The organism is Clostridium oryzae, from assembly GCF_002029235.1.
Classification (GTDB): Bacteria; Bacillota; Clostridia; order Clostridiales; family Clostridiaceae; genus Clostridium_AE; species Clostridium_AE oryzae.
In genome coordinates, this window is the sequence record NZ_MZGV01000026.1 from 39,296 (window position 1) to 64,308 (window position 25,013).

Annotated in this window: 24 protein-coding genes; 22 read left to right on the plus strand and 2 right to left on the minus strand. The window is 32.7% G+C overall.

The features are described 5' to 3' along the window. Positions 1 to 106 precede the first annotated feature (106 nt). The 3 genes from CLORY_RS12595 to CLORY_RS12605 all read left to right on the plus strand — a co-directional run bounded on the left by CLORY_RS12595 (position 107) and on the right by CLORY_RS12605 (position 2,861). Positions 107 to 1,183 carry an SIS domain-containing protein gene (locus CLORY_RS12595; protein WP_079424959.1) on the plus strand — a complete coding sequence of 359 codons (1,077 nt, stop codon included), beginning with the start codon at positions 107 to 109 and terminating at the stop codon, positions 1,181 to 1,183. A 198-nt stretch (positions 1,184 to 1,381) separates the two neighbouring features. After that, positions 1,382 to 1,789, plus strand: a complete 408-nt coding sequence (locus CLORY_RS12600) for a YjdF family protein (protein ID WP_079424961.1) — start codon at positions 1,382 to 1,384, stop codon at positions 1,787 to 1,789. 64 nt (positions 1,790 to 1,853) lie between these two features. Continuing rightward, positions 1,854 to 2,861 (plus strand): LacI family DNA-binding transcriptional regulator, encoded by a 1,008-nt coding sequence (locus tag CLORY_RS12605; RefSeq protein WP_079424963.1) that lies wholly within the window; start codon positions 1,854 to 1,856, stop codon positions 2,859 to 2,861. A 699-nt stretch (positions 2,862 to 3,560) separates the two neighbouring features. On the opposite strand, the gene glgP is transcribed toward CLORY_RS12605, so the two are convergent. Both glgP and CLORY_RS12615 read right to left on the minus strand, forming a co-directional pair. After that, on the minus strand, positions 3,561 to 5,213 hold the full coding sequence (gene glgP / locus CLORY_RS12610) for an alpha-glucan family phosphorylase (protein WP_079424965.1): 1,653 nt from the start codon (positions 5,211 to 5,213) through the stop codon (positions 3,561 to 3,563). Positions 5,214 to 5,876: 663 nt separating this feature from the next. Continuing rightward, on the minus strand, positions 5,877 to 6,122 hold the full coding sequence (locus CLORY_RS12615) for an AbrB/MazE/SpoVT family DNA-binding domain-containing protein (protein WP_079424967.1): 246 nt from the start codon (positions 6,120 to 6,122) through the stop codon (positions 5,877 to 5,879). A gap of 197 nt (positions 6,123 to 6,319) precedes the next feature. Between CLORY_RS12615 and CLORY_RS12620 the strand changes: the two genes are divergently transcribed. The 19 genes from CLORY_RS12620 (at position 6,320) to CLORY_RS12710 (ending at position 24,667) form a co-directional block, all read left to right on the plus strand. Next, positions 6,320 to 7,285, plus strand: coding sequence for a YbgA family protein (locus CLORY_RS12620; protein WP_079424969.1), 966 nt, complete (start codon positions 6,320 to 6,322; stop codon positions 7,283 to 7,285). A gap of 285 nt (positions 7,286 to 7,570) precedes the next feature. Beyond that, positions 7,571 to 8,191: a DUF1361 domain-containing protein gene (locus tag CLORY_RS12625; protein ID WP_139376030.1), complete on the plus strand. Its 621-nt coding sequence runs from the start codon at positions 7,571 to 7,573 to the stop codon at positions 8,189 to 8,191. Positions 8,192 to 8,310: 119 nt separating this feature from the next. Beyond that, positions 8,311 to 9,192 (plus strand): hydrogenase small subunit, encoded by an 882-nt coding sequence (locus CLORY_RS12630; RefSeq protein ID WP_079424973.1) that lies wholly within the window; start codon positions 8,311 to 8,313, stop codon positions 9,190 to 9,192. 10 nt (positions 9,193 to 9,202) lie between these two features. After that, positions 9,203 to 10,618 (plus strand): nickel-dependent hydrogenase large subunit, encoded by a 1,416-nt coding sequence (locus tag CLORY_RS12635; protein ID WP_079424975.1) that lies wholly within the window; start codon positions 9,203 to 9,205, stop codon positions 10,616 to 10,618. Continuing rightward, positions 10,615 to 11,079: a hydrogenase maturation protease gene (locus CLORY_RS12640; protein ID WP_079424977.1), complete on the plus strand. Its 465-nt coding sequence runs from the start codon at positions 10,615 to 10,617 to the stop codon at positions 11,077 to 11,079. The genes CLORY_RS12635 and CLORY_RS12640 overlap by 4 nt, the downstream gene beginning before the upstream one ends. Next, positions 11,080 to 11,502 (plus strand): cytochrome b5 domain-containing protein, encoded by a 423-nt coding sequence (locus CLORY_RS12645; RefSeq protein ID WP_139376031.1) that lies wholly within the window; start codon positions 11,080 to 11,082, stop codon positions 11,500 to 11,502. Between the two features lie 68 nt (positions 11,503 to 11,570). Beyond that, positions 11,571 to 11,828: a hypothetical protein gene (locus CLORY_RS12650; protein WP_079424979.1), complete on the plus strand. Its 258-nt coding sequence runs from the start codon at positions 11,571 to 11,573 to the stop codon at positions 11,826 to 11,828. Continuing rightward, positions 11,812 to 14,136: a carbamoyltransferase HypF gene (gene hypF, locus CLORY_RS12655; RefSeq protein ID WP_423236521.1), complete on the plus strand. Its 2,325-nt coding sequence runs from the start codon at positions 11,812 to 11,814 to the stop codon at positions 14,134 to 14,136. The genes CLORY_RS12650 and hypF overlap by 17 nt, the downstream gene beginning before the upstream one ends. Next, positions 14,108 to 14,344 carry a HypC/HybG/HupF family hydrogenase formation chaperone gene (locus tag CLORY_RS12660; protein WP_079424981.1) on the plus strand — a complete coding sequence of 79 codons (237 nt, stop codon included), beginning with the start codon at positions 14,108 to 14,110 and terminating at the stop codon, positions 14,342 to 14,344. Before hypF ends, CLORY_RS12660 begins: the two co-directional genes overlap by 29 nt. Further along, positions 14,334 to 15,410, plus strand: coding sequence for a hydrogenase formation protein HypD (gene hypD, locus CLORY_RS12665; protein WP_079424983.1), 1,077 nt, complete (start codon positions 14,334 to 14,336; stop codon positions 15,408 to 15,410). The genes CLORY_RS12660 and hypD overlap by 11 nt, the downstream gene beginning before the upstream one ends. Then, a complete protein-coding gene (gene hypE / locus CLORY_RS12670; protein ID WP_079424985.1) occupies positions 15,403 to 16,404 on the plus strand; it encodes a hydrogenase expression/formation protein HypE in 1,002 nt (333 codons plus the stop codon). The genes hypD and hypE overlap by 8 nt, the downstream gene beginning before the upstream one ends. Before the next feature lie 405 nt (positions 16,405 to 16,809). Next, complete coding sequence (gene crcB, locus CLORY_RS12675) at positions 16,810 to 17,244, plus strand: fluoride efflux transporter CrcB (protein ID WP_079424987.1); 435 nt, start codon at positions 16,810 to 16,812, stop codon at positions 17,242 to 17,244. Positions 17,245 to 17,313: 69 nt separating this feature from the next. After that, entirely contained in the window at positions 17,314 to 17,667 is a 354-nt protein-coding gene (crcB, locus tag CLORY_RS12680) for a fluoride efflux transporter CrcB (protein WP_079424989.1), read from the plus strand. Between the two features lie 48 nt (positions 17,668 to 17,715). After that, positions 17,716 to 18,471, plus strand: coding sequence for an exodeoxyribonuclease III (locus tag CLORY_RS12685; protein ID WP_079424991.1), 756 nt, complete (start codon positions 17,716 to 17,718; stop codon positions 18,469 to 18,471). Between the two features lie 118 nt (positions 18,472 to 18,589). After that, positions 18,590 to 20,422, plus strand: a complete 1,833-nt coding sequence (locus CLORY_RS12690; RefSeq protein ID WP_079424994.1) for an HIRAN domain-containing protein — start codon at positions 18,590 to 18,592, stop codon at positions 20,420 to 20,422. 17 nt (positions 20,423 to 20,439) lie between these two features. Continuing rightward, positions 20,440 to 21,837: a Sapep family Mn(2+)-dependent dipeptidase gene (locus tag CLORY_RS12695; RefSeq protein WP_079424996.1), complete on the plus strand. Its 1,398-nt coding sequence runs from the start codon at positions 20,440 to 20,442 to the stop codon at positions 21,835 to 21,837. A 241-nt stretch (positions 21,838 to 22,078) separates the two neighbouring features. After that, positions 22,079 to 23,029, plus strand: a complete 951-nt coding sequence (locus CLORY_RS12700) for a fibronectin type III domain-containing protein (protein WP_079424998.1) — start codon at positions 22,079 to 22,081, stop codon at positions 23,027 to 23,029. A gap of 116 nt (positions 23,030 to 23,145) precedes the next feature. Continuing rightward, positions 23,146 to 24,006: an SDR family oxidoreductase gene (locus tag CLORY_RS12705; RefSeq protein WP_079425000.1), complete on the plus strand. Its 861-nt coding sequence runs from the start codon at positions 23,146 to 23,148 to the stop codon at positions 24,004 to 24,006. 328 nt (positions 24,007 to 24,334) lie between these two features. Continuing rightward, positions 24,335 to 24,667, plus strand: coding sequence for a hypothetical protein (locus CLORY_RS12710; RefSeq protein WP_079425002.1), 333 nt, complete (start codon positions 24,335 to 24,337; stop codon positions 24,665 to 24,667). Positions 24,668 to 25,013 lie beyond the last annotated feature (346 nt).

Here is a 25,013-nt window from a genome sequence, read left to right on the forward strand (position 1 = left end):
TAAAATTTTATATTAATAGCTACAATATGGTTAATTATAATGGTAAGATAGATATGAATGAAAAGTGGTCTATTTAAACAATTAACTTGTTGGAGGTATAAAAATCGTGGATAATACAGCATTTACTATGAAGGATTACATTGTGAGTACTACAAAAAAAGGAATTGATTGGATTGCAAAGAAAAAAGAGATATTAGCTGATACAATGAAATTAATAAGAAATAAACAGTATGATCGTATTGTTATTGTTGCAACAGGTTCTTCTTATAACGCAGCAACGGAAAGCAGGATAGCACTTCAGCATATACTTGGAATCAGCACTTCCATTGTTGAGGCTAATATATACAGTACATACGATTATAAATATTATAAAAATTCTTTAATTATTGGAATATCACAATCTGGTACAAGCAAATCAACTATTGCTGCTATGAAAATTGCAAGAAATATTAATAGTGATGTAATTATATTTACATCGGATAAGAATAGTCCAATCTCAGAATATGCTTCTAGTGTTGTAGATATAGGCTGCGGGCATGAAGAATTGGATTATGTCACATTGGGACATAACATGACACTTATAGCATTATTTGGTTTTGCAGTATATGGGTCTTTTTGTTTGGGTAAAATAACTGATGCAAAATGCGCCGAATATTTTAATGAACTAGAAAACATACTAAATGGTATAGAAATTGCAGCTAATAGCTCAGAACAGTGGTATGAAAAAAACAAAAAAGAGCTGCTTGCTATGAAACGTGTATATTTAATTGGATCAGGACCTAATTATGGCACATGTGCTGAAGGAGCGCTAAAGCTTGTAGAAACATTACATATTAATGCTACATATCACGAAATAGAATCGTTTACTCATGGACCTCACCTAGCTGTAGACAAGTACAGCTATTGTATTTGTATAGGAGGATACGATAAGGAAAAGGAAAAAATTGAGGCAGTATTCAATGGATTTTGTGATACAACTGAATATAGTTACTTTATAGGTTGTAGAGACGTAAATGATAAGTGCATGTGCTTTTCATCAGAGTACCGAGAGATTTTTTCACCACTTGCATGTGTTATACCATTACAGATGCTAACGTTCTTACTGTGCAGAGATAAAAACATTGATTTAATCCATGACCAGCAGCAGGAATTCAGAAAATATGTAACAGGGCACTTATATTAAAAGAGAAAAGAGTAAAGAGTCAAAATATGGACTTAATGTCATAGATGCAACATTTTTTTTGTGATATAATATTAGAGAAATATGGCTTGAGATAAAAACACGATTCGGTTGGTAGTCCGGATGAGGAGAAATCCTTCAGTAACCTGCCCTCCTGGGGTTGTCCATTCTTAATATGAGCTTTTTAACAGGAGGAAAGAAATGATTAAATTAACAGTTTTTTTTGATGACCCATTTTGGGTAGGTGTTTTTGAACGGAATAACAATTATGAACTTGAAGTTAGCAGAGTAGTTTTTGGTGAAGAACCTAAGGATAATGAAATATACAATTTTATTTTGAATAATTTCTATAGACTTAAGTTTAGTCAACCAATTTCTAGTGATCATGTATATGAAAGAAAAATAAATCCCAAAAGAATGCATCGGAAAATACGAAATACTGTTAGAAATGATGGAATTGGTACAAAGGCGCAACAAGCTATAAAACTTGATCTTGAAAATAGAAAAAATCAACGAAAAGCTGTTGTGAAAGAAAGACGTGAACAGCAAGAAAAAATTAAGTTTGAAAAGAAACAGCAAAAGAAGAAACAGAAAAAAAGAGGACATTAAAAATTATTATGCAAATATGCATTTGGATCGATATCAAGTGAAGGACGAAGGATGTTGATATAATATGGCAGTCACGATAAAAGATGTCGCTAAGGAAGCAAATGTTTCTCCATCTACAGTTTCAAGGGTACTTGCTGACAACCCTAAAATAAGCGACGAAACGAAGGATAGGGTTAATAAAGCTGTTATAAAGTTAAAATACTATCCTAATGCTATCGCTAGAAGTTTAGCCCATAATTCTACAAAAATATTGGGACTTATTATTCCTGGTGAAGCTGAAAATTTTGACAAGAATTTTTTCTTTATAAAACTTATGACAGGAATAAGTGTAGCGTCAAGAGATAGAGACTATAACATAATGTATTCCTTTGGAAACAACGAAAAGGACGAACTTACATGCATAAAAAAATTTACAAATAGTAAATTAGTAGATGGTATTATATTACTAACATCCAGAAACGATGACAAATGCATTAAGTATTTAAAAGATATAAGCTACCCCTTTGTTGTTGTTGGAAGGCCAGAACAGTCAGAAGAAGTTACATGGGTAGACAATGATAATTCTGATGCTATGTACAGAGTAGTAAAGAGCTTTATCAAAAAAGGACGTAGAAAAATAGCCTTTATAGGAGGTCCAAAGGATTTAAATGTTTCTATAGATAGATTTGAAGGCTTTAAGAATGCGATGATAGACAACTACATGGAAATAAAAGATCAGTGGGTAATAAACTCAGCAGCATTTGATGAAACAGAAGGCTATCGTGCTATGCTAAAAATATTAGAGTACAATACGCCTGATGCAGTGATCACTACAGATGATTTATTGGCCATCGGGGTCCTGAATGCTATAAAGAGATGTGAAATTGAAGATAAGATATCAATTGTAGGCTTTAATAACACGCCAATGGCGGTATATCAGAGCCCATCATTGTCGTCAGTAGAAATAAATGCTTATGACTTAGGGTATAATGCATCTAAACTGCTGCTTGATCAATTAAGTAACAATAAAGCCAATAAGCATAGTCATTATATAGTAAGAGCAACTTTGATTGAAAGAGAATCGTCTAAGTAGAGTAAAGATTAGAGAGAAAAGAGTAAAGTGAAGGTTGGAACTCAGCTGTGCTGAATTACTATAAACTAAATTTTTTACCAGTTAGCGACTTGTGTTTTTAATAATTGTGAATAACTTTAAATTAATATCAAGATACACCACTAAATAGGAGAAAAGGTGGCTGCTAAATGAAAAAAACGGTACAGCGTATTTACGAAGAAGTTAAAAAGAGACAGTAATATATTTTGAAGTTAGTGAATTAAGATAAGAAGGCAACAGAAGCAGTATAATAAGAGTATTTTGTGAATATTAAGAGTCAGGGCATAGGAAATGTTTACAGTCGGGGTTATCTAAGCACGCTCATTATCATTCGCAGATAACCCGTTAAAGGCCATTTAGGCCTTTAACCAACGGAGATATAGAGTGAATTTAGCAATTGTCAGCAAATTTTCGTTAAGATTTGGGTAGTGTTTGAGGCTTAGCCGAGTTTGCCAAAATTAGGAAATTTACATAAAATGTATGTGCGACTAAAAGGATATAACTATATAATATACGAAGTAATATGAAGATAGCTCTTAAGAAAATACTAATAAATAAACAAGAAAAAATTTGGAAGAAGTAATATAGAAAATAATACTTTGTAAATACATAGAGTTGGTTAAAGGGGTGAGTGATCGCAGGAGGCATTTTTCAGCCGACGGAGGTCACTCACCCCTTATTTTATTTACCTTTGTACGTAGGAATATACATCAATTCATAGTACTCTTTCAGCATTCTTTCTACAGAAAAGAAATCTTTCGTTGACAAAATACTATTTTTCATCATATCAATCCATTTAGTCCTATTGTTATAATAAGTAGGAATAACATCATCAATAAGTACTTTATAAAGACATCCTAAATCATGAGAGTCAAGTACATCGAAATCTTCACTTTCAAATCCATCTCCAAACTGCCAGCCGTTAATTCCATGCTGACAAGCCTCAGGCCACCATCCATCTAGTATACTGCAGTTTAAAACGCCATTCATTGCAGCTTTCATACCTGAAGTTCCACTGGCTTCAAGTGGACGTCTTGGATTATTAAGCCAAACATCACAGCCGTGAGTAAGCATTCTTCCTATAGTCATGTCGTAATTCTCTAAGAATACCACTGCTTCAGGGTATCGTTTTGATATTTCAACTATATTTTCAACTATTTTCTTTCCTACATCATCTAGCGGATGAGCTTTGCCGGAAAATACAATTTGAAGCTTTTTCTGTTTTAAAAATGGTTCAATAACTTCTGGTTTTGTAAAGATAAGATTACTTCTTTTATAAGGAGCAGCTCTTCTAGAAAATCCTATAAGAAGACTATCACTGTCAAGTTTAACTCCATTTCGCTCATAAACAAAATCGATAAGGGCAGTCTTATTTTTCATATGGGCATCCCAAAGCTCATTTCTACTTTCTTGATCGTTATTATAATTTTCAGCATAGGATATCATATTGTTATCTACCCAGGTCGGTAAATGTATTGCATTAGTTATTCCTATTATCTCTGAATGATCTTTTACGTCAGCCCACATGGTATTAGCTGTTTTTTTATGAAGCTGGGACACTGCATTTGATATTGTTGAAATTCGAAGAGCTGCTACGGTCATATTAAATGGAGAACCGCCTATTTGCACTAATTGTTCAAGGGTTAAATCGCAATTTGCACCCATATACATCAATCTATCAAGAGTATGATATTCATTTCCTTGAATTATTGGGGTATGAGTTGTAAACACTATTTCGTTTTTAGAAGCCTTAAAAGCTTCATCAAATGTCATTCCGCCATCCATCTTTTCTTTTATGAGTTGAAAACCAGCAAATAGAGCATGTCCTTCATTGAAATGATAAACATCTATAGGTATATTTAATGCTCTTAAGGCTTTAATACCTCCTATACCAAGTACCATTTCCTGAGCAATTCTTTCTTCGCCAAACCATCCATAAAGCTGTCCAGTTATCCAGCTATCTTCATTCTCAGGAAGATCGGTATCTAATAAATAAATTGGGGCGTTATTGTATTTATCACAGAGCCATACTTTGCAAACTACATTTCTCTGTCGTATTCTGACATTAACCTTGATACCAGTATCCTTTAGAAAATCGTAATTATAATTATGATATGCATCAAAGGCTTTACCATCTTTGCCAATCATTTGATCAGAATAACCCTGTTTCCACTTTATACCTATTCCGACCATAGGATAGCCGTAGTCTTTTGCACCTTTAAGATAATCACCGGCTAATATACCAAGACCGCCGGCATAGGTCCTGAATTCTGCATCTAGTGCATATTCCATACAAAAATAAGCTACTTTCGGGAGAGTTTTTTTAGTTTCCATCATATTACCTACCTTTCATAACATAAAGTATATTCAGCTTAGCAGAAGAATATTTATCTTCATATCTTAGCAGAAGAGTTTATTGCACATTGTGCAATCGGTTGCATTGCGATTAAAAAAATATATATTTCATTTAAAATGAAATATATTTAGTAGTAACCAATTATGCTACAATTAAAATATAACATTTATTAATTTTTATTGCAATATATACCACAAAAAATTTTGTGCATAGATCGCCTGGAGCGGTGGTGACCATAGAAGCCATATTTCAGTCGTTGGATGCCGCTATTTTTTGTTTTGGCTTGACTCTCCTGTGCGGGGGATAGTTTATATTAATTATATAGAGGTGATTTTGTGTATAGAATAGGGGAATTCTCTAAAATAACAAATATTACAGTTAAGGCGCTAAGATATTTAAAGGTAATTCAGAAAAATATATAACAGAAATAATTGTTCCAATTAAACAGGAGTGAAGAGGTTATGAAAAGTTTAATGACAATTTTAAGAATACCAGTAGTGGAAAAATAACGGATTGTGACATCAATTCTTCATTTGTAGTTAAGAGCTGATGGGTAAAGGTAAACATTAGAAATTGTTTTGTCAAATATGTATATTGAAGCTATTAAACTAATAATACTAAAATGTCACAATCCGGGTATATTATTCAGCGGCTCTTAACTCTTTTCTACATTCCTCGCAAATATACACTCCTTTAAACATCTCAATATTCTTCATATCTCCGCAAAATTTGCAGCCTGGAGCATATTTCTTTAAATATATTGAGTTTTCATCAACAAAGATTTCTAGAGAATCGCCTTCGTGAATAAAGAGAAGATCTCTTGTTTCTTTAGGTATAACGATTCTGCCAAGTTCATCGACTTTTCTTACAATACCTGTTGATTTCAAATTATCAATCCTTTCAAATTTATTAGTTTGCTTACTTAATTAATAATAATATATTTAGCTAATAGGTTGCAAGGTTTAATTTTTCAAAAATTGTAAAAATTATACCTAAAAATTTATTTTTAAATAAATTTTTAGGTGTTGGATAATATATATTTATAAAATCATGTAAAATACTATTATAGCTATCAGGAGGAATTATGGATTATTATGGAAAACCGGTGGTGGTTATAAGCAGCTGTCTAGGTTTTAAACCATGCAGATACAACGGACAAATGTTAAAAGATAAATTTGTTGATGAACTCAGAAACTTTATAGACTTTGTAGATATATGTCCTGAAACCCAAATAGGTTTGGAGATTCCAAGACAACCCATTAGATTGATATCAGAACAGAACAATATTATTGTATATGAACCTAAAAGCCAAAAGGAATATACTAAAGAGATGTTGATATTCTCAGATGACTTTCTAAAGAAATTAAGTAAAGTAGATGGTTTTATTCTTAAAGGAAGATCTCCATCCTGTGGTATAAAAGATGTTAAGATTTATTTAAATAGGGAGAAGGGTGCAGCCTGCTTTAAGGGTAGAGGGGTTTTCGCTGATAGAGTTATTACAAAATATACTTATCTCGCTATTGAAGAGGAAGGCAGGCTTACTAATTTTAGAATAAGAGAGCATTTCCTAACAAAATTATATATAATGTATAGATTCAGAATGGTAACAGAAAGTGGATCAATTGCCCAACTGGTCAATTTTCAAGCCAATAATAAATATCTACTTATGGCGTATCATCAGCGAGAGCAGAAGCTGTTAGAAAGAATAGTTGCCCAATACGATAAACAGCCATTTAATAAGGTAATAGATGAGTATAGAGAACATTTAAAAATAGCTTTTGCAAGACTTCCAAGAAGTGCAAATATCATTAATTCTCTTACGCATATTATGGAGCACTTTTCAGATAATTTATCCTCAAAGGAAAAAGAATTTATTTTAGATAGTTTTAATAAATATAAAGACGAAAAATTTCCTTTGAGTGTACCAATAAATATTTTGAAGACTTATGCTATTAAGTATGAGAAGCAATATCTTATAAATCAAACTATATGGTGTCCCTATCCTGAAGAACTTATGAGCATAAGCGACACTGATAAACATTGTAATTAACAAGTTATAAAGTGTAAAGAGATAAAGTCATAGCAAGGTGGAGCAACTGCAGAAATGATTTCTTGGATTGCAGATACTTCACCTTTAATACAATTTATAAGAATTTCAAATTCCTATAATAGTGAAGTGCCTTTCTATTAATAGAGTTCTAATTGTTAGTTTCTTAATATGGCATAATATGGTAAGATAATATTAACAGAAATTAACGAGAGGAGAATTGATTTGCAACTGCATTATGTAAAACAAATTAAATTACTGAGTATATGCTTTTTTGGGTATTTACTCATGAGCTTACTGACATTTTATAAAATCCCTGATCTAATACATCTAATGATGATATGGAATCTTTTCCTAGCATTTCTTCCATTAATTTTTTCTGCGTTTTTAGAAGCCAGCGTAAAAAAACAAAAAAAAGTTACAGCATTTGTATTTGGGTTTCTATGGCTTCTATTTTTGCCTAATTCTCCATATATGGTTACTGATTTTATACATATTAGTGGAACCAAGTTTTATTTAGAGACGATTTCTTCATATATTCCACAGATGTATAACATGGATTTTATGCCTTGGCTTAAAATTATACATATTGGAATCGGAATGTATTTTGGTTTATTGCTTGGGATGTATTCAATGTATATTGTTCAGAAGGTAATTTCACAAAATGCAGGAAAGATAAAAGCATACTTGCTGATAATTATCAGCTGTATTTTAAGCGGTTACGCTATATATATCGGAAGATTTCTCAGGTTCAATTCCTGGGACATAATTAAGCCGGCCTATTTATTGGCTCAGCTCACTAAAAATATCAATTGGAATGCATTTAAATTTTCATTATTGTTTGGAGGATACGTATTAGTGATCTATACTATTTTTTATATATTTTTTTATCGAAGTGACAAGGAATAGGAGAGCCTTGTCACTTATTTTACTCTTAATTATTCTTTATAAGGTATATTTAAAATTTTTATATATATAAATATCTATATATAAAACTATTTTTTATCAGGGTAAGGAGAAAGGGACTTATGCCATTTATTAGTACGATTAATTGCCCGTTGGAGTCCGCAAAAAAAACAAGCAGCAGGAGAATAACTGAAGAAGCTATTGGGATGATTAAAAGCAGGCAGATAAAAAAAATAAATGCTATATGGCTAGAAGTTACAGGCTGTTCAGGAAATATAATTTCATTTTTGAATGGAGAAAATCCTGGTCTAATGCACATGCTGACAGAAGTAGTCAATCTGACATATAACAATACATTAATGACATCTGAAGGAACTGGGGCTTTTAAAACTTTTTTAGATACTCTGAATACAGAGTTCATTCTATTAGTGGACGGAGCTGTGTCTACTAAAGATAATGGCCTATATAATATAATAGCAAATTATGACGGGCGACCTATTACGGCTTTAGAAGCTATTAAAATGGCTGGTGAAAAGGCGAAGTACATCTTATCTGTAGGAACCTGCGCATCTTATGGAGGAATTTCAGCAGCTAGGCCTAATCCATCATTAAGCAGGAGTGTTAAGGAGGTTGTGAATAAGGAGGTCATTAGACTACCTGGGTGTCCATGCCATCCGGATTGGGTAATTGGAACATTAGCTCATTTGGTTGCTTTTGGAAAACCAGAATTAGACGATGAAGGAAGGCCAATTTTATTTTATGGAGTAACTATACATGATAACTGTACTAGAAGAGGCTTTTTTGACAGAGGTATTTTTGCAAGAAAGTTTGGTGAAGAGGGCTGCATGTTTAAACTTGGCTGCAGAGGACCTGTAACAAGAACGGATTGTCCAAGAAGAAAGTGGAATGGTTATGTAAATTGGCCCATTGGAGATAATACTACATGTATCGGCTGTGCTAATCCGCGATTTCCGGATGGTATGGAACCTTTTGTGAGATATTAGGAGATGAATTATGAAAAAAACCATAACTATTGATCCTATCACAAGAATAAGCGGCTTCTTGGAAACGAAAGTGGAGCTTCAGGACAGCACTATTGTAAATGCACGAACCAGCGGACTTTTATATAGAGGCTTTGAAAAAATGTTAAAGTCCCGAAATCCTTTAGATGCAATATACTTTACAGAGAGAATCTGCGGAATATGCTCTATGGCGCATGGAATGGCATCATCTTTGGCATTGGAAAATGCACTTAAGATTACAGTAAGTTTAAATGATTCATATATACGCAGTTTAATACACGGTTTTGAGATAATGCAAAATCATATACGTCAGTTTTATAATCTGACACTGCCAAGCTATGTTAAAATGCCTGATATAAATCCACTATATTCAGAACAGTATAATGATTACAGACTTCCGCAGGATATAAACGAAAAACTTGTCAATCATTATATTGAGAGTATTAAATACAGCAGAATGGCTCATGAAGGATTAGCGGTGCTTGGAGGAAAAGCTCCTCATGCTCATGGAGTATTTGTAGGTGGAGTAACTGTCAGTATAAATTCTTACAATCTTACAAAAGCAAGAAGCATTATTCTTGAGTTAAAGAACTTTATTAATACAAGAATGCTTGATGATGCATATGTTATAGCTAAATATTATGATGATTATTTTAAAATTGGGGGATCATATTTAAATTTTATGAGTTATGGACTCTTCTCTGAATATCTAGATGCTGAAATAAGCTATGTAAAGCCATCGGTATCAATAAATGGACAAATACAGAATTTTGACAGCAATAAAATTACCGAAAATATATTGAATACTTGGTATGTAGGCACTAATGAGATAGAGAAGCCTACTGAGCAAAATGAAACAGATGTTGATATTAATAAGAAATCAGGATACAGTTTTATAAAATCTCCTAATTACGATGGATATCCTATGGAGGTTGGACCATTAGCTAGAATGATTCTTTGCGGAGAATACGAGCAGAGAAGTTCCTGTATGGATAGAAATATTGCGAGAGTTTTGGAAACTAAAAAGATTATTTCGATAATGGACAAGATATCTGAACGTGTACGGCTAGAACCAAACAATCAAAAAATATATGATATTCCTGATGAAGCATTAGGTGTAGGACTTGTAGACACGACTAGAGGAGCTTTAGGGCACTTTGTAAAGATAGAGAACAAACTTATAAAATATTACAACATAATAACACCTACAGTATGGAACATGAGTCCAACTGATCTTCTTGGGAATCCTGGAGTAGGAGAAAAGGCACTGCTTAACACAGTATTAGCTAATGTGAAAGAACCTGTAGAGATAGGAAGAATAATGCGATCCTTTGATCCATGTGTCTCCTGTGCGACACACCTAATAACTGATAGTGGAGAACCCTTGGAAATTCAGGTTATAGTATGATTAAAATTATTGGAATAGGTAATATTTTAATGGAAGATGACGGCATCGGTGTAATAATAGCTGAAAAAATTAGGCGTAGGATTGAAAATGAAAACCGAAGAGACATGCAAGTTATTATTGGAGAAACTGATATTGATTATAGCATTTCATTTATAGAAGAGGGAGATTGTGTTTTCCTAATAGATGGTTCAGCTTATGATAAAATGCCTGGGCAGCTTACAGTTTTGACGAAACAAAATTGCTGCTATAAAAAGCATAGTTATACATTGCATAGCTACAATTTAGCAGACCTTATAAAATCGTACTTTAAAAGTGTTAAAGTTTATATTATTGGAATAGAGGTGAGCAGTGTTAGTTTTAAACTAGGACTCAGTGAATTACTGGATAAAAAAATAGAATCAATTTATAGGGAAGTTTGGATACAGATTGTTTCTTTAGTAAGTAAAGACATGGAGGCATAAATGAGTAGTAAACCTAAACAAAAAATATTAGACAGTAATGACAGGATATCTATATACATTGAAAAGATGGTTATCGAACCTTGTCCGTATGTGAGAAACTACTATGGCTGCCTAATAAAAGGCGAAATGACAATGTTATTTAATTGTATGAAGCCAAGAAAATTGGAGAATAAAGAACTAAGGCAGCAATTGAAAGAATTTACACTTGAAGAGCTTAAGCAATATGATGGTGCCAATGGAAAACCTGCTTATATAGCTGTTGATGGTGTTGTGTACGATGTAAGTCTTACTCCATCGTGGGGTGGAGGAACCCATTTTAGCATATACGCGGGCAGGGATGTTACTAGAGAATTTAATTCCTGTCATCAAGGGCAAGCTAGCATATTAGAAAGCATTCCAAAGATTGGAATATTAAAAAGCTAATAGGAATATTATTCTGGATATTTTTATATAAATATAGTACCTTAAATTTGAATTTGGAGGTTTATTTTATGCACGATACAATACTGCTTAATAAAATTTCTCAAGCTTTGAATGAATGTTGTAAAACTAAGAATTTTTATAAAATAAACAGGCTTGTAGTTAATGTAAATGAAAGAAGTCATCTAAATGCAGGAAATCTACACGAGTACCTTAAGAATTATAATGAAGGTATAGTAGATGATGATACAGATATCGAGGTGAGAATTGAAGATCTGCCGGATCAGATTGCTATTCTCAGAAATATAGAAGGTGAAATTGCTGAATAAAATTAATGAAAGTTCCAATGCAAAAAGATTTCTAATTCAGTTATACGGAAGAGTTCAAGGGGTTGGTTTTAGACCATTTATTTATCGGAAAGCAAAAGAATTTAAGATTTATGGCTCGGTTAGCAATTCTGGTGGAGCAGTTGTTATAGATTTCATTGGCAGCATAGATAATGTAAAAAAGTTTGTTATGGCTATTGTTAAAAATCCTCCAGATGTTGTAAACATTGAAAAAGTGCAGTGTTCTTCTATGGAATATTGCACTTTTTATGAATTTACTATTAAAGAAAGTATAAAGAATAGAGACAGTCTAAGGTTTCTTCAGCCTGATTTAGGTATATGCGAAGAATGCGTTAAAGAAGTTATGGATAAAAAGAGTAAAAGGTATAGGTACGCTTTCACCAATTGCACAAACTGTGGTCCAAGATACTCAATCATAAAAGGTTTGCCATATGATAGAAAGAATACTATGATGGATGAATTTAAAATGTGCTCTGATTGCAGTGAAGAGTATAAAAATCCTTATGACAGAAGGTTTCATGCTGAACCAAACTGCTGTGCTAGATGCGGACCCAAGCTAACATTACTAGATAGAAACGGAAAAGAGATAGATTGTTATGATGCTATTTATAGTGCTGCAGAATTAATAAAAAAGGGAAAAATAGTGGCTATAAAAGGCATCGGAGGGTTTCATCTGGTTTGTGATGCAAGAAATGAGCAGGCTATAGATAATTTGAGAATAAGAAAACGAAGACCCGATAAACCGCTGGCGGTAATGATGAGGAATCAAAGTTTGATTAGAAAAGTATGCTATGTGTCTGAAAGAGAAAATAGTGTACTTACCAGCAGTAAAAGGCCTATCGTACTATTAAAAATAAAGGCCCCAAAGACTATACCTAAAAATATAGCTCCTCGTCAAAGGAGAATAGGGGTTATGCTTCCGTATACTCCGCTTCATTATATGCTTCTAGAAAGTAAACTTGACATAGTTGTAATGACCAGCGGTAATATTAGCGGTGCACCAATTGAATATGAAAATTCTTTTGCATTAGAGAGGCTGGGCTCAATAGCCGATTATTTTTTAATAAATAACAGAAAAATATATGTACCTATAGATGATGCGGTAGTTAAAGTATTTGAAGGAAAAGAAATGCTGCTTAGACGTGGGAGAGGGTATGCACCATATGCTAAGAAATTGTCAATAGAGAAAGATATGCTGGCATTAGGTGCGGAACTTAAAAGCAGCGTATGCATTTCAACGCATGGATACGTACACACCAGTCAATACCTAGGAGATTTAAAACAGATGGATTGTTATAGAAACTATGAATATGTGACAAATCATCTAATTAAAATACTTGATGTCAATCCTAGCATATGTGTTCAAGACATGCATCCAGATTATAACACCAAGCTGTTTGCTGCTGAGAAAAAGACAGAAAAGATATATATACAGCATCATCATGCTCATATGGTAAGCTGCATGGCAGAACATGACCTTTGGAGAAAAGTTATTGCAATGGTTTTTGACGGAACTGGATATGGAAAGGATGGAGCTGTATGGGGAGGAGAATTTCTTGTAGGAGATAGAAAAATGTTTGAACGGGCAGGTCATTTCCAATATATAAAACTTCAGGGAGGTGACAGGGCAGCTAAAGAACCCTGGAGATGTGCAGCAAGTTATTTATATTCTCTGAAGTATCCGCTGCACAAGTTTCTTAAGAGCATAGATAAAGATAAATTAAACGTCGTTGAGGCAGCACTTGATGCATCGATAAATTGTCATGAATCCTCCAGTTTAGGACGAATGTTTGATGCAGTGTCATCTCTCCTCGGAGTAGTAAACTATGCTACATATGAAGGACATGGTGCAATAGAATTGGAAAATCTAATGGATGAAACAGTAAGGGAATCTTATGAATATGACATTTGCCGTAATGAAGATAAGTTTATTATAGAATACAGGCATATGTTTGAACAACTACTGACAGACTTGGAACAAAAAATAGTCCCAGAAGTTATTGCTGCTAAGTTTAATAATACAATTACTAAAGCTTCCTGCGATTTAGCAGAGAGGTTGTCAGAAGTTTATAAAATCAGAGAGGTCGTTTTAAGCGGAGGAGTCTTTCAGAATGAACATCTTTTAGCATCAATCTCTAAGAAACTTAATAGCAGGGGGTTCAATGTAACTTTTAACTGTTTAATACCAATAAATGATGAGGGAATATCTTTTGGACAGATTGTAGCAGCAGATGAAATCATAAAAAGCGGGGTGAAAGGTGATGTGTTTAGCAGTGCCGGCAAAAATTAAAAGTATTGATGGCAATATGGCCTATGCAGATATGTTTGGCATAGAAAAGATAGTTGATATCGAACTTATACAAAATCCTCATAGAGATGATTATATATTGGTTCATGCTGGATTTGCTATAGAAAAGATTAATATGGAATATTATGATTATTTGCAGCAAATTTTTGAGCAAGAAACTTATGAAGAGGCAGATACTGATGAAAAATAATGATATATTGATTAATTTAATTAGAAGGATAAAAGCGATAGAAACTGATGAAACGTCAATAATGGAAGTGTGCGGCACTCATACTCAAAGTATCTCAAAATACGGTTTGAGAGAATTGTTATACCCTAAAATAAAATTGATATCAGGACCTGGCTGCCCTGTCTGTGTAACATCGGAAGGTTATATCGATTCCTGTATAGAGCTTCTAAATAATAGTGATGTGATAATAACAACTTTTGGAGATTTAATGAAGGTAAAAGGTCGGAAAGATAATTTACTTCAGCAGCGCTCTGAAGGAAAGGATGTAAGAGTAGTTTATTCACCTCTTGATGCTCTTAGTATTGCTGAGGAAAATAAACGTAAGCAGATTGTATTCCTTGCTATTGGCTTTGAAACTACAGCACCGCTTATTGCTGCTACTGTAAAAGCTGCTATTTCAAAAAAGATAGATAACTTTTCAATATTGAGTGCATTAAAAGTTATGAAGCCGGTAATCAGAAGAATATTGGATAACGGCAGCGATAAAATACATGGACTGATTTGTCCTGGACATGTAGCAGTAATCAGAGGAGCTGAACATTTTAAATTTATAACGGAAGAATACAAAGTTCCAGCGGTGGTATGTGGTTTTGATGAACTTAGTATATTAAGCGGCATATATTTTTTATTAAAACAGCAGAACGAAGAAAAGAAGCACTTTAAGAATTTTTATAGGACCTGTGTAACGGATGAAGGAAATAAGAATGCTAGTAGTCTTATGGAAGAGGTATTTTCCTATGGAGATATGCAGTGGAGAGGAATTGGTAAAATTGCAGGTTCAGGACTATATCTCAAAAGGAAATTTATAAGCTTAGACGCTTCAAAAAAGTTCAATATGCATCAAAGCGAAATAGAAGGCCGCAGGTGTGTTTGCAGTGATATCATATTAGGAAAAAAATTACCCTATGATTGCAGCTATTTTGCAAAAAGCTGTACCCCGGAAAATGCTGTTGGACCATGCATGGTATCTTCTGAAGGAGCGTGTTCCGTGTACTATAAATATGGAAGGTGGAAATATTATGGATAAGGTTATAAGACGGGTACATGGTGATGGCGGTAAGTACACAAATGAACTTATTGAACAGATATTTTATAAGTATTTTGATAATGAATTGCTGCGAAAAGGGGTGGATTCAGCTGCATTTCCAGTAAAAGAAGGCAGTATGACCTTTACGACTGATTCGTTTGTAGTAAGGCCCATATTTTTCCCTGGCGGGGATATTGGCAAATTAGCGGTATGCGGTACTATTAATGACCTGTCTGTATCAGGCTCGAAACCTTTATATCTAAGTTGTTCTTTTATAATAGAGGAAGGTTTCAGCATTGACATCCTTGAGCACATAGTAAATTCTATGGCTCAGCAGTGCACTGCTTCGAAAGTTAGTATTGTAACAGGAGATACGAAGGTAATAGAAAGCAGCGGACAAAATGGTATTTATATCAATACTGCAGGAGTAGGGGTTGTGCAAAACAATTATATGATTAAGACTATTGAGCCAGGTGACAGTATAATTGTAAGCGGAAATATAGGCGAACATGGTACTACAATAGTGGTAGATAGATTTAATATGAATTTGAAAGGCGATTTTAAAAGTGATTGTGCACCAGTTTATGAAATAGTGGATGTTGTTAAGGATTATTTTCCGTACATAAAAATAATGAAAGATCCTACAAGGGGAGGCTTAGCAACAATAATAAATGAAATTTCTACATATTCAGGTTTAGGGGTTAAACTTATTGAGGAGAACATACCTATTTCAAAGGAGATATCAGCAATAAATGATATGTTAGGAACTGATCCGCTTTATATGGCCTGTGAAGGCCGGATAGTACTTGTAGTAAAGGAGGACAAAGCTACTGAGGTTCTAACTGCAATGAGAACTCTCGACCAATGCAGGAATGCTGCGATTATAGGAAACTTTTTTATGACGGAGTTTCCAGTGGTATATGCGGAAAATTATTTTGGCGGTAAAAGGATTTTAAATATGTTTGATGCAGAAATGCTGCCAAGAATATGCTAAAGAAGAGTAAAGAGAAAAGAGTAGAGAGTAATGCGTAAAATGAATGTGTTATTAAGTAGTGCTGAATTACGATAAACATAATTATAGAAAGTTCACATATTAGGAATTTTTTAGCCGACGGAGGTCACTCACTCCTTATTTTATTTGCAATAAAGATTCCAATCTGATATTCTGTTTACATAGATTTAAAACTAGGGTGATAAAGTTCGCCTGTAAATGCTAACAAGCTTTAGAACCCTGCAGATTTTGTCTGCAGGGATTTTTGCAATCTATATAAGTTGTAATAAAGTTCTTACATCATGGCTTCTAAAATATCACTGCTGAATCGGTTCAACCCTAGGATCTTTTAGAAGTCAGAATGTATTAGAACTTTCACAACTTATATAGAATCAGATGGAGGTAACAATGAAAAAGTGTATATACGTTGGAGTTTTTGCATTTTTCGGAGCTATGTTGAGATTTTTTGTTAAGAATATACATCTGTATAACTATAAAGGGGCAATACCAGTAAATACACTGTTTATAAACTTAATTGGAAGTTTTTTAATGGCTTTGATATTAACGATATCACTTGAAGTTAAGGAAATAAAGGAAGAATTAAGGTTGGGGCTTACGACAGGTTTCCTTGGAGCTTTTACGACATTTTCTACTTTATGCAAGGAATTAGTGAAATTGCTGCAGTCAAGAATGTATTTTTCAGCATTAAGTTACTTAACGATGTCGATAATATTTGGTCTGTCAGCAGCATATTTAGGAGTGATTGTAGCAAGAAAAGCAGTTTCTAGAATAATAGTAATAAAGAGTGCTGCTGAAGATGATTCAAAAGAAGATGCTGTGTGATGAAAATAAATGTGATAATAATAAAAAAAGCATCTCAGTATTAATTTATATAAGCGTGGGAGTGTTTATATGGAATATGTATTTGTTGGCTTTGGAGGAATTTTTGGAGGAATAACTAGATATCTGCTTGGTAAATATATTTCAAGTCATAGTAAGGCTAAGTTACCTATAGGAACTTTTATTATAAATATTACTGGTGCTTTGCTGCTTGGAATTTTAACTTCTGCTAGTACAAGCAAAGAAATTTACTTGATCTTAGGCGAAGGCTTTCTAGGTGCATACACTACATTTTCAACATTTATGTATGAAGGATTTAATCTTTTCAACGGCAAGAGAAAATTGAATGCAGTCATATATGTTTTAAGTTCAGTGATATTGGGTGTACTTGGCTTTTATGCAGGAAGTAAAATAATAATTAATTAGAAATTATGAATGAGGTATTTTTTTCAATAAAATGAATGGAGTGATTATATGAAATTTGTATCATGGAATGTTAATGGAATAAGGGCATGTGTAAATAAAGGTTTTGAAGAGTTCTTTAAAGAAATAGATGCAGATATTTTTGCAATTCAGGAGAGTAAAGTGCAAGAGGGACAGATAGAACTTAACTTTGAAGGCTATGAGCAGTATTGGAATTATGCTGAAAGAAAAGGATATTCAGGCACAGCAGTATTCAGCAAGGTTAAACCACTTTCAGTGTGTTATGGAATAGGGATTGAAGAACATGATAAAGAAGGAAGGGTAATAACGGCCGAATATGAAAAATTCTATTTTGTTACAGTTTATACTCCAAATTCTAAGGATGAATTAGCGAGACTTGGTTACAGGATGATTTGGGAAGATGAATTCAGAAGTTATCTTAAGAAGCTGGAGGAAAAGAAACCAGTAATTATTTGCGGAGATTTGAATGTAGCACATAATGAAATAGACCTTAAAAATCCTAAAAATAATAGAAAAAATCCTGGCTTTAGTGATGAAGAGAGGGCTAAATTTTCTCAGCTTTTAAAGTCAGGCTTTACAGATACGTTTAGATATCTATATCCAGAGAAAGAAGGAGCGTATTCCTGGTGGTCTTATCGATTTAATGCAAGAAAAAATAATGCTGGATGGAGAATTGATTATTTTCTGGTTTCTGATAAATTGAGAGATAGTATAATAGACAGTGAAATACATAGTGAGGTGCTTGGATCAGATCATTGTCCTGTTTCTTTGACGATAAATATATAAGCACTGATAATACTTCCACCCATTAATGTGCTGATTTTTTCTAGTTTGTAAGGTATAATATTATTATACAAGAAAAGTAAGAGTGTATATGAAGTTTAATTTGAGATAGGTAGTGAGCATGATGGCAATAGAGCAAGATGGTTTGATAGCTGGAGAAATAGAATTAAATCATATATTTTTTTATGATAATTTATCTATTAAAGAGCAGATAGAGGAGTCGGATTATTTAATCCAGGAAATTTTAAAGGTATATAGAGGGAAACGTGAACATATTCATATTAAAAAGGATACTGAGCCACTAATTTGTTTTTATAATACATTTATTGTGAGACTTAATGCTCTTGTACAAGAAGAGGTAATTGATAGTGAGTGGATTAGCAATTTAACAAAGAAATTTATCATTAATGGAGTTAATGATTATGAAATTAAACTAGGCCTGATATTGTCTGAACAATATTTGGAATATGACGAATTAGAGAAGGTAATCGATGATTTTGCTTCTAAAGCCGAATATATTTTTTATCTAAGTAATTCTATAAAAAGGATAAAGAAATACAATACCTGGCTGTTGGAGCTGGCAAAGAAATCAGAAGGTGTTATCAAAGTTTTTGCTGTGACAAACCTAGAAAATATAGATGAAAAAATAAATATTTATCTAATTGAACAGGGTTATAAGGATAATAAATATCAACAGCTGCTTACAGATTATGTATGTACTAACATGAATGTAAAAAGTTATTTGAAACGCAATGTCAGTGAAGAAAAGATTAATAAATTATCACTATTACTCTATAACTATTTAAAAAACATGGATTTTTGTAAAATATCTATAAAGGAAGAAATATTAAATAATTTTTTGCCGGTAGCTCTCAATAACAGAAAAAGTATTTATTGTCTATATTCATTATTTTATATTTTAAAGGGATTAGAAGAAGATGATGAAAGTCATAATAATGAAGAAATTGTTTCTAATTTAAAATGTCAGTTAAATGATGATAAATGGAAGAATGTTTTTTTTAGATCTATTAAAGAAATGGTTGTAGAAAGCGAAGACTTAATTTCGGCAGCTGAGTTTTATAATTATAACTTTTCCTTTGAAGAATTATATCCTTATTTACTTAGTGATAAAGATGATTTTGATGTTTATTTCTATTTTATGAAAAATGGCAGTAAGCAGGACAATTTAAAGCTATTGAAGTTCTTTACCGAAAATTTTGATATGGTACAATTAACTGGAAACATAAGAGATATAGATAAGAATCAATTAACAGAAAAGTATATAGCTGACCTTCTATTTGCTGTAGTTATAAAAGCAAGCAGAGATTTATACCCACAAGGCAAGATTATAGCAATGATGGGTATATTAGGGAATATTAATGACGTAAGGAAAGAGTCCATTGCTGTACTCAAAAAATATCGAGATAAGCTTTCTGAAAAAGATATGAAAGTAATACATAAAGTTTTTAAAGCTGAGCCTAATAATGAATTAAAAAAGAGTATAACTGGACTGATTAATGATAATAATTACATAAAACGAGAAGTCATGAAGATAGATGATATTAAAGTACAACCACATGTAAAAGATATATACTTATTTTCTACAGATATAGCAGGAGTTCAGTATATAGATAAAGAAGGACTTGATGAAGAATTTACGGAACATAATATCTGTTTTTTAGCTCAGGAGAAAGACAATCTATATGATAAAAAAGCGATAAAAATAATAACTGATCATGGATTTGTCATAGGTTATGTGCCTAGACAAGTAAATTTTGTACTGAGCAACCTGCTTTCATCAGGTAAATATTTATATTGCAGAATAAAAGAATATGATTTGAGCAGAGATTATATCAGAATTCGGATTTACTTAAGTTATAAAGATACGCTGGATCAGCTTGAAGATGCAATTAAAATGTTTGTAGTTAATGATCAAAGTGATTTTATAAATTGATATGGGAGGAACGCATAATGGTAGTGGAAAGAATTAAGAATTATGTTGAGACACAAAAGAAAGATATTATTGATGATTGCATTGAAATAATAAATATTCCTAGTATTTCGCACGATTATGGTGAAGTAAAAAAAGCTCTTCATCTAATTATTGATAAAGCTAAGAGTATGGGATTTGATGCATACTGTACTGAAAATGATAGTATAGGAATAGTAGAATTCGGCCATGGGGAAGAGACTATAGGAGTTCTTGTACATATTGATGTAGTACCAGCTGGAGACGAAAATGATTGGGACAATCCTCCATTCTCAAGTGTTTATAAAGACGGATATATATGGGGAAGAGGATCCGTTGATGATAAGGGACCAGCTATAGCTTCACTTTATGCATTGAAGACATTAAAGGAACTTGGATTTACACCTTCTAAAAAAATCAGGATGATAATAGGTACTCAGGAAGAGGTCGATTGGAAAGACATTAAAACTTATAAGGAGCATAATGAGCTGCCTGATTATGGGTTCACACCAGATGGCGAGTTCCCTATTATAAACGCTGAAAAAGGCTTTGCACAGGTAAATGTAAATTTCAGAAGAAATAATTGTACTGGAGATTTCGATGTTATATCCTTTGATGGAGGAATATCGGATAATGTCATTCCGCCTAAAGCCAATATAATTATTAAAGGAGATAAGCAGCTGCTTAATGAAAAAGTTAATAGTTTTGTTTTGAGCAGGCCTGAATATGCTGATAAGATAATCATAGAGGAACAGGGAGAAAATATAAATATTAAGACCGTAGGAAAAGCAGCGCATTCATCTGTCCCGGAGTTAGGCATAAATGCGATATATATATTGGTGGAGTTATTAAGCACATTAGAGCTTAAAGATGAAGGAATGAGACAGTTAATAGATTTTTCTATGAAGGAAATAATCAATAATAAAAATAAAAATCCACTTAACTTAGATAAAACTGATGATGAGACAAGAACATCAATTGCAGCTACATTAGCAAGATGCACTAGTGATGAATATACTATAGCTTTTAATTTGAGAATGGCACTGAAAACATTTGGCTCAGATGTAGAGAAGTGCTTTAGTATCGCAGCAGATAAATATAAATTTGATTTTAATATGGATAATTTCTGCATGGAACCGATAAGTGTAAATAAAGATACACCGTTTTTGAGACAGATGGCTAAGGCTTATGAAGAATTAAGTGGTCTTAAGGCAGAATTCATAACTTCTGGAGGAACGTCTTATGCTAAGGCTATGCCTAATACTGTTTCTTTTGGCCCAATTTTTCCAGGAGAAATAGATTTGTGTCATCAAAATAATGAACGTATATCATTAGATAATCTAGTTAAGTGTATCAATATGTATGCTTACTTGTTGTACCTGACAGCTGTAGAAAAATAATTTTTGTTTTTTAAAGCAGCAAGTGATAAATGAACCAGTCCAGTTTTGGACTGGTTCATTTATTTATGTACAAGATAAACTAATGAATTATATATAAAAATATAAAATAAATATTTTAATAATTATTAGAAAGTTATTGACTTATTTACCATTATCTGGTTAAAATAGAATGTGGGCGCTGAATTGTTATTTGTTTATAGGATGCTATTTAACGTCAAAATATAAAGGGGGAATTCCTATAATGAAACTTAAAAAATCAATTTCGTTGGCATTGTGCTTATTTTTTTTGTGCTTATTTAATGTAGACACATTTGCAAAGACCAAACTTGCAAAACCTACAGGAGTTATTGTTACAGCAGACTCAGAAAAAATAGTGACAGTACATTGGAAAAAGGTAAGTAGTGCAAGCTATTATTACGTATATTATTCAACTAGCTACAATGGAAAGTATGTAAAGAGTGTTAAAATTTCAACTACAGCTGCAAAGTCATTTTTGCCATTTACTAAGGGCCAGACTTACTATTTTAAAGTAAAGGCAGTTAAAGGTAAAGTTACATCGCCTTATAGTAAAATAGCAAAGATTAAGATTACAAGCTCACCAAGTACTCCTAAAAACGTAAAAGTTACGTATAACAGCAAGAATGGAAAGATTAAATTAACTTGGAATAAAGTTAGAGGAGTAAAAGGATATTATGTGTATTGTTCTAATGATAAAACTTATGGGTATCAAATAATTTGTGATGCTAAAATGTATCCTATAATGTATAAGAAAACTTCAGCAAGTTTTTCTGCTGCAGGGTACGGTTTTAAAGTTGGACAGAAAATATATTTTAAAATTTCAGCTGTAAGAAGCGAAATGGAGTCTAAACAAAGTTCAAGTAAAGCTGTTACGATTAAAGCAAATAAAGTAAAGTGTTTCCCTAAACTTACTGATGTGCCTGTAATACCTGATCAAGATTATACTTTAAAGACTTCATCAGATGGAACAATAGCTTATTGTTACGCCCTTAGTGATTTTAATACCAACACGGAATCAAATTATCATACTTTACTTGCTAATAACGGATGGGAATATGAAGGTAAAGCAGATAAGGATGGCTATAAAATATTTGGATATACTAAGGCCGGTAAGGAAATACGAATCTATAAGACAGATACTCAGTTTATAATTACAGGCTACTATACTAATTAATAAAGAAACTACTTTGGAGTATGTATTGTACTTCAAAGTAGTTTCTTTTAGTTTAATATTTTTATACGTTCTTGAAGATAATATTATATATAACATTATAACGAGGAGGTATAATTATGGATTTTCCAACATCTTTTCCAAAACAGCATCAGAATAATCATCCAGGTCTTGAACATGTGATGAAGCCACTACCAATATATGATGATCCTTCATATAGCAGACAAGGAAATATTTTGTCAGGGAAAACGGCTGTAATTACAGGCGGTGATAGTGGTATAGGAAGAGCAGTATCAGTAGCCTATGCTAAGCAGGGAGCTGATATTATAATAGTTTATTATAATGAACATGAAGACGCAAATCATACAAAATCACTTATAGATAGTATGGGACGTAAATGTACACTGCTTCCTGGAGATATAAGTAATCCGCAGTTTTGTAATGAAGTTATTAATAAAGTTATAGCTGATTACGGAAAGTTAGATATTTTAGTGAATAATGCGGCTGTACAATATGAATGTATGGATATTAAGCAGCTTCCTGATGATCAGTTTGACAAAACCTTTAAAACTAATGTATATGGTGCATTTTACTTAACAAAAGCGGCTATGAATCATTTAAAAAGTGGCGCTAGTATAATTAACACAGCATCTATAGTTGCATTCAAGGGAAATGAAACATTAATAGACTATTCCATGACAAAAGGAGCATTAGTTGCATTTACGAGATCATTGGCTTTAGCATTAGCAAAGGGTAAAACAGGAATAAGGGTTAATGCAGTGGCTCCGGGTCCTATATGGACACCATTTATACCATCAAGCCTTGCAGAGGAAGGAATACCGCAGTTTGGGTCTGACACTCCGCTTGGAAGAGCTGGTCAGCCTGTAGAATGCGCAGGAGCTTATGTTTTTCTAGCTTCAGATAGTGCATCATACATTACTGGGCAAGTCATCCATATAAATGGCGGGTACGCTATTTGAAGAGAAAAGAGTAAAGAGAAGCAGTAAAATATTTTGAAGATATTAAGAGTTAGGACATATGAAATGTTGTGTTACAAGTGCTTAATGAACGGATCAATCTCAGTAGTGCCACAACATTTCTTTTTCTTTGCACCAGATTTAAATATTGATATATATATGGTATTAGTAATTAATTTTATAAGGGATAATATAAATTTTCAAGGGCTGTAAGAATGAGCTGTGCGATACCATTTTTTTCACTCCGGTATTACTAAATGATGAAAGTAACAAAATAAATTATATTGTTGATGGGGGATTATTAAGCAATTTTCCAATATGGGTATTTGATGTGGAAGGCATTCCCAAATGGCCAACTTTCGGTGTTAAATTTAAGAAAAAAATCAGTTTTTCAGCTCAGAGAAAAACTGGTATATTGTATTATCTTTTAGATGTTATAAGAGCAACATTAAATTATGATTCCAGTGAATATGTTAGAAATAAGGACAAGATAAGAACAATTGAAATAGAGATAGATAGGGACATTTCTGCAACAGATTTTAAAAAATCCAAAGAAAGCATAGATTATCTATATAATAAGGGATATGAAGCTACGCTTAACTTTATTGATCAATGGAATTTTAATGCTTATATTAGGACGTATAGGACTAATGAAACAAGATAGTTTTGGACAAATAGTGATGTAACTATATAATATACAAAGTAATATGAAGATAGCTCTTAAGAAAATAATAACAAATAATTGAACAAGAAAAATAATTTGTGAGAAGTAATATAGAAAATAATACTTTGTAAATGCATAGAGTTGGCATATGGTAGGAAGTGGTTGGAGGAGGCATTTTTTAGCCGACGGAAATCACTTCCTACCCCTTTTTTATTCTATAGGAAACTATGTAATTGCAAGGTTGTGGATAAGTGTGTAAAATATAGGTATTATGGTAGATAAGAAAATAACAGTAAAAGAAATATTAGTAGATAAGTATCAGGATTTTAAAAATAAATATTGGAGT